This window comes from Promicromonospora sp. NPDC057488 (genome assembly GCF_042802395.1).
GTDB lineage: Bacteria > Actinomycetota > Actinomycetes > Actinomycetales > Cellulomonadaceae > Promicromonospora.
In genome coordinates this window covers 1-5900 of the sequence record NZ_JBHVEG010000263.1, presented here as the reverse complement: position 1 = coordinate 5900, position 5900 = coordinate 1, and the positions used below count along the sequence as shown (strand labels likewise).

At 73.8% G+C, this 5900-nt stretch carries 5 protein-coding genes; 2 read left to right on the top strand and 3 right to left on the bottom strand.

Annotation, left to right across the window (positions count from 1 at the left end; genetic code table 11):
* Positions 1 to 124 precede the first annotated feature (124 nt).
* Positions 125 to 2149, top strand: a complete 2025-nt coding sequence (locus ACFU5G_RS28595) for an acyltransferase family protein (RefSeq protein ID WP_377252292.1) — start codon at positions 125 to 127, stop codon at positions 2147 to 2149.
* A gap of 77 nt (positions 2150 to 2226) precedes the next feature.
* Positions 2227 to 3543, top strand: a complete 1317-nt coding sequence (locus tag ACFU5G_RS28590; RefSeq protein ID WP_377252290.1) for a hypothetical protein — start codon at positions 2227 to 2229, stop codon at positions 3541 to 3543.
* Positions 3544 to 3573: 30 nt separating this feature from the next.
* Here the strand turns inward: ACFU5G_RS28590 and ACFU5G_RS28585 are convergent, their stop codons facing one another.
* From ACFU5G_RS28585 to ACFU5G_RS28575, 3 genes are read right to left on the bottom strand one after another with little or no spacing between them, the layout of a single operon-like run.
* A complete protein-coding gene (locus ACFU5G_RS28585) occupies positions 3574 to 4308 on the bottom strand; it encodes a hypothetical protein (protein WP_377252289.1) in 735 nt (244 codons plus the stop codon).
* On the bottom strand, positions 4305 to 4925 hold the full coding sequence (locus ACFU5G_RS28580) for a hypothetical protein (RefSeq protein WP_377252287.1): 621 nt from the start codon (positions 4923 to 4925) through the stop codon (positions 4305 to 4307). The genes ACFU5G_RS28585 and ACFU5G_RS28580 overlap by 4 nt, the downstream gene beginning before the upstream one ends.
* Complete coding sequence (locus tag ACFU5G_RS28575) at positions 4922 to 5731, bottom strand: hypothetical protein (protein ID WP_377252285.1); 810 nt, start codon at positions 5729 to 5731, stop codon at positions 4922 to 4924. The genes ACFU5G_RS28580 and ACFU5G_RS28575 overlap by 4 nt, the downstream gene beginning before the upstream one ends.
* Between the last annotated feature and the right edge of the window lie 169 nt (positions 5732 to 5900).

Below are 5900 nucleotides of genomic sequence, written 5' to 3'. Positions count from 1 at the left end.
CCAAGGCTCAAAGCGGAGAAACTTAGGCCTCGAAGGAGGTGGCGGAGGACGGCGGACGCCCGCCGGGGCGGCGGCTTCACATTCCGGACTTTTTCGGTCTACGGAGGTTCGGTACCGTCCGCCCATGGTCCTGACCGACGACGCCCGGCCCGGCCTGGTCGCCGGGACCGCCACGGCCGCAGCCTCGACACCGGCAGCCGGTCCGACGACGCTGGGCGCCCCGACGGCGACGGGCCGGCCGACCGCGACGGGCGCCCCGTCCCCGACCGGTCCCGGCCTCCGGATCCCCGGGCTCGACGGGCTGCGGGCGGTCGCGGTGCTCGCCGTCGTGGCGTTCCACCTGGCGCCCGCGTGGGTGCCGGGCGGGTTCCTGGGCGTGGACGTGTTCTTCGTGGTCAGCGGGTTCCTCATCACCACGCTCCTGCTGCGGGAGGTCGCGGGCACCAGCTGGATCCGGCTGCCGCGGTTCTGGGTGCGCCGGGCCCGCCGGCTGCTGCCCGCCCTCGCCCTGGTGCTGGTCGCGAGCATCCCGGTGGCGCGGCTCGTCGAGCCCGACCTGACGGTCGGCATCGGGCGGCAGCTCCTGGGCGCGGTCACGTTCAGCACCAATTGGGTGGAGATCTCCGCGGGCAGCGACTACTTCGACGAGTCCAAGCCGGAGCTGCTGCGCATCCTGTGGTCGCTGGCGATCGAGGAGCAGTTCTACCTGGCGTGGCCGGTGCTGCTCGTCGTGCTGCTGATCGCGGTGCGCTCGGCGGCCTGGCGGGTGCGCCTCGTCGTGGCGGGCGCCCTCGTGTCGGCGGCAGCGATGGCGCTCCTGTTCATGCCGGCGTACGGCGAGGGCGTGGACCCGACCCGCGTCTACTACGGGACCGACACCCACGCGTTCGGCCTGCTCCTGGGCGCGGCCGTGACGCTGCGCTGGGCCAAGGCGGGGCCCGCGCTGCGGGGCGGGCGCGCCCACCTGCTCCCGCCGCTCGCGCTGGCGGGCCTGGTCGTGCTGTTCCTGGTGCTGCGCGGCGACTCGCCGCTCACCTACCCGCTCGGGCTGCTGGCCGCGTCGCTGCTGGCCCTCGTGCTGGTGCTGGCGTGCGACGCCGCCCGCACCGAGCCCACGTGGTTCGTCACCGCGCTGGAGGCGCCGCCGCTGCGCTGGGTGGGGGAGCGGTCGTACGGGATCTACCTGTGGCACTGGCCGGTCGCCTGCATCGTGTCGGCGGCGGTGGGCGCGCAGCCCGGCACTGTCTGGTGGGGCGTCGGCACCGGCCTCACGGTGCTGCTGACCGTGGTGCTCGCGGCGGCGTCGTACCGGTGGGTGGAGATGCCGGTGCGGCGGCTCGGCTTCCGCGGCGCGGGCCAGGCGCTGGTCGCGGCGGTGCGCACCTCCGCCGTCGTACCGAAGGGGGCGGTGGTGGTCGCGGTGCTCGCCCTGGTCGGCACCGGGGCCGCCCTCACCTCCGCCCCGGACCGGACGGCGACCGAGCTCGCCATCGCCGCGGGCGTCCAGGCCGGGCGGGACGCCGCAGGAACGCACGCCGCCGCCACCAACACCGAGGCCGCCACCACCGAGGCCGCAGCCGCCACCCCCGACCGCCCCGGCGACCACGCCCCGACGTCCCGCACCGCCCGCCCGGCCCCGGAGCGCCAGCCCTTCGGCGCGCAAGAGGGCGCCCAGGTCTCCGCCTTCGGTGACTCCGTGCTGGCGGCGGCCACCCCCGCGATCCTCGCGCGCTACCCGCGGGCCCAGGTGCGGGGCGTGGTCAGCACCGACTGGCTCGACGCCGAGCGCATGGTCGAGGTCGCGAAGCGCGAGGGCCGGCTGCGCGAGACGGTGCTGCTCAACTTCGGCACCAACTCGGGCTTCCAGCTCGACGGCTCGGCCGACGCCGCCCGGCACGTGCTCGACCTGATCGGCCCGGACCGCCGGGTGGTGCTCGTCAACAGCGTGGGGATCAGCTACTGGGTACCGGACGCCAACAAGACGCTCGACAAGATCGCCGCGGGCCGCGCGAACGTCGCGGTCGCCGACTGGCACGCCCTCGTGGACCGGCACCCCGGCCTGCTGCACGCCGACGCCACGCACCCGAACCTCGACGGCGTCGAGGCCTACACCGACCTGGTCGAGGAGTCGTTCGCCACGCTGGACTGACGCCGGACCGCCCCGATCCGACGCCGGGATGACACGGCTTGGCGCACCCCGCCCGGTTTAGGCCACTATGTGTCGCCATGAGGATCCTGGTCTCCGCGGGTCGCCTGTTCGTGGCGCACTGGCCCGCGCTCCTGACGCTCGGCCTGCTCGGCGTCGCCGTCCGTAACGGCGCGATGTGGGGTGCGGTCGAGCTGAGCCAGTGGAACTCGTTCGTGGCGCAGCTCCTGCTGATCCTGAGCCCGGTCGGGTACCTGGTGCCCGTCGTCGGGATGCTGTGGGTGTGCCGGAACAGCCTGCCCAGCCTGGGCGGCAACGACCTCGGCCGCCGCGACCGGGCGGCGCAGGCGGCGATCCCCGGCATGCTGCCCACCCGGCGCGCCCCGCTCATGCCGTCGGAGGGCCGCGAGCGGCGCCTCATCGACATCGCGCTGTCCGTGCTGGTGCCGTTCCTCGTGGTCTACGAGGTCGAGGGCCTCATGGACGCCGACCACATGCGGTTCACCAACGAGGCCGCGGCCGACGAGCTGTTCAACGACACCTTCAGCGTCCAGGGCGTCGACTTCGCGGCCCGGGTCGGCGTCTGGTCCGGCTGGACGCTCGTGGCCATCGTGGCCGGCGCGTTCGTGCTGCGCTGGCTGCTCGGGCGGCTCGAGGGCAAGCTGCACTTCGTCGGCCTCGCAATGCTGGGCGGCTGCCTCGAGATCTACTGGACCAACCAGGTCGCCGGCCAGATCGAGAGCATCGAGGACGGCCTCTGGACCCTCGCGGAGGAGCGACAGCTCGTCGCCGCCGCCGTCGGCACCGTGGGCGCCGCGCAGGAGAGCGTCGGCGATACCGGGAACGACGCCGCGGCCTTCGTCGCCGACGGCTTCGTCACGGTCCTGGAGTCGCTCGACGTCGTCCTCGTCGCCCCGCTGGCCTGGCTCGCCATCGGCGCCGTCGTGCTGGGGCACAAGCTGATGGAGCCGCCGTCGGACGAGCACCGCTGGCTCGACCGCATGACCTGGATCCCGGCCGGGCTCCGCTCGCTCCTGGAGTCGCTCACCGAGGACCTGCGGGCCCGCTTCTCCGCCCTGTGGAACGGCCTGAAGATGATCGTGCACGGCGGCCTCGGCCCCATGCTCGTCTTCTGCCTGGGCTACCTCGTGGTGATGCGGGCCCCGTACGTCATCGGCTGGCTGGTGCGGGCCGTGACGGGACCCGTCGAGACGAACGCATGGATCGCGTTCAGCCCCTACGAGGCCGCCGCGGGCCTCGCGATCGCCCTGGCGCTCGCCGCCGCGCTCATCGCGGCGACCGTCGAGGTGCTGGTCGAGCGTGGTCTCGCCGTCCGCGAGCTCGACGACGACGCGACGCCCGTCGCCGGGAACCGCGTCGTCGCGCGCCCCGCGTAGGCGGCGGCTCCGCGACCAGGCCGGCCGCCGCTACGGCAGCTCGACCGTGAGGTAGTCCGGGCCCCCGAACGACAGCCGCACCTGCTCGATCGTCGCGTCCGGATCGACCAGCACGAACGAGCTCACGTCCCACTCGGGCTGCTCGCTCACGAACCCGTCGGTGCCCTCGGGCAGGCACCGGTTGGAGTTGCCCAGCACGTCCGGCGACGCCTCCCCGTAGCGGGTGCCCTCGTCGGACACGAGCGCGATCGAGCACAGCGACAGGTCGGTCTTCAGCTCGGCCGCGAGGTGCAGCTGCACCTCGTACGCGACCGACCCCTCGGGGATCTCCACCGGCATGCCGTACTCGGGCGCCGGCAGCTCGTCCACCCGCTCGACGCCCGTCACCGTCGCGTCCAGCTCGCGCAGCACGTAGGTGTTCGCCCGCTCCGGCACGTCGAAGCCCATGTCGAGGTACTCGCTCGCCAGGTGCGCGGGCTCGCCGAGGGCGACGCGCTGGGACTCGTAGTGCACGCCGGCCGGCCACCAGAACGCCCACACCCGGAACGACGACGCCCCCGTGGCCACCACGACCGCGATCGGCAGCAGCACCAGCCAGACGGCGTTGCGCCGCCACCAGCCCCTGGGCCGCCCGGCCGCCGGGACGTCGGGCGGCACGGAACCGGGCAGTAGACCGGGCCGCAGGCTCGGGGCGCCGCCCGGCTGCAGGCTCGGGTACGGGTCCTGACCGGGGCCCGGCACCGCCGGGGTCACCAGCGTCGTCATTCCTCACTACCTTCCGCGCGTGCCGTGGCGTAGCCCGGCGACTCCGTCGTCACGGTGTCGGTCGCCTCCCAGAGCTGCTTCGCGTCCTTGGCGGAGATGCCCAGGTCGACCACCCCGGCGGCGTCCCGCCGCTGGCCCGCGTGCTCCTCGGTCTGCCCGCCGCGCGCCAGGCGTACCGTCGCGCCCGCGAGCGCGTCGCGCGGCACGTCGAAGCAGTACGTGACGTGCCAGGCGTAACCCGGCTGGGATTTGGCCGACGTCGAGCAGCCGGCCTGGTCGGTGGGCCAGAAGGTCCGGCCCTCGGCGTCGGTGATCTCGGCGCCCACGTAGCTCGTCGCGCCCTGCGTGGCCCGCCAGGTCGCGTCGACCACCACGAACGTGCCGCCCGCCTGCGCGGCCTCCGAGAAACTCTCCAGGGTGTCGGCCACGCGGACCTCGGTCACCGTGAGCTCGGCGTAGGTCAGGTCGAGCGTCTCGCCGACGGCGCCCTCGACGACGAACGGCTTCTCCACGACCGTCTCCTGGGGCACCGTGGTGACGAGCGCGCAGCCCACGACCACGCCGCCGACGGCGAGCAGCGAGCCCTTCCACGTGATCCGGCGGCGTCCGTGCCTCACTGCTGGTCCTCCTGGGCGCCGGTCCGGTCCGTGTTGTCCTTGAGCGGGACGTCGCCCTGGAACGCGACGTCGCCGGGCAGCCAGTACCCGTTGTCCAGGGTCAGCCGGCTCTCGTCGATCCAGTTCAGCCCCACGACCTCGACCGGGATCTCGTCGCCCGTGAACTCGTCGCTCTGCTCCCAGATCAGCGCGACCTGGTAGGTGACGCCCGGGTTGAAGATGCGGATGTTCGTCGCGTCCGCGACGTTCACGATGGTCGCGGACGGCAGCTCGGGCTCCTCCTCGGCCTCGGGCGACGACGAGGGTGACGCGCTCGCGGACGGCTCGGCGGACGGCTCGGTGGACGGCTCGGCGGACGGCTCGGTGCCGGTGCCTGTGCCGGTGTCGAGATCCGTGTCCAGGCCGGCCAGCGGGTCCCGGGCCACGACGCCGACACCCCGCGGCGCGGGGATCGCGCTGCCCAGCGTGCTGCTGTACTCGGGGACGTCGCTGGTGTTGGTCACGTCCGCGACCACGGCGAGCATGTGGTTGCCCGGCGCGGGCGTGAGGTAGCCGAGGTCGCCGGTCTTCACGGTGCGCACGACGGTCAGGTCGAACGGGCCCACCTCGATCGCGGTGCCCGCCACGACCGGGTCGGCCTGCGCCTCCACCTTGCTCCACGCCCCGAACGGGGTGAGGGCCACGAGCGCGGCGGCGACACCGGCGCCGACACGCTGCACCGTCGACATGTCGTAGGCGACGGCCGAGACGACGCTGCGGCCGACCCGGAACGCGATGTCGGGGCCGCCGTTGCGGGCATGCTTCATGGCGCACGATCGTAGCGGTGCATCCCGGACCAACCGGTCGAAAGTCCACGGGCCCGAGAACGGCCCCTGGCGGGTCCTCGCGGGTCGAGCTTGTCGAGACCCAGGTCTCGACAAGCGCGCCCACCGGCGGGGTGAGCGCAGGCCGCACGCTCACGTCAGCGGCTGCGCC

Bases quoted from the DNA above. Each gene is read 5' to 3' on its own strand.
- ACFU5G_RS28595 (WP_377252292.1), top strand. From the start codon at position 125: ATGGTCCTGACCGACGACGCCCGGCCCGGCCTGGTCGCCGGGACCGCC.
- ACFU5G_RS28590 (WP_377252290.1), top strand. From the start codon at position 2,227: ATGAGGATCCTGGTCTCCGCGGGTCGCCTGTTCGTGGCGCACTGGCCC.
- ACFU5G_RS28585 (WP_377252289.1), bottom strand. From the start codon at position 4,308: ATGACGACGCTGGTGACCCCGGCGGTGCCGGGCCCCGGTCAGGACCCG.
- ACFU5G_RS28575 (WP_377252285.1), bottom strand. From the start codon at position 5,731: ATGAAGCATGCCCGCAACGGCGGCCCCGACATCGCGTTCCGGGTCGGC.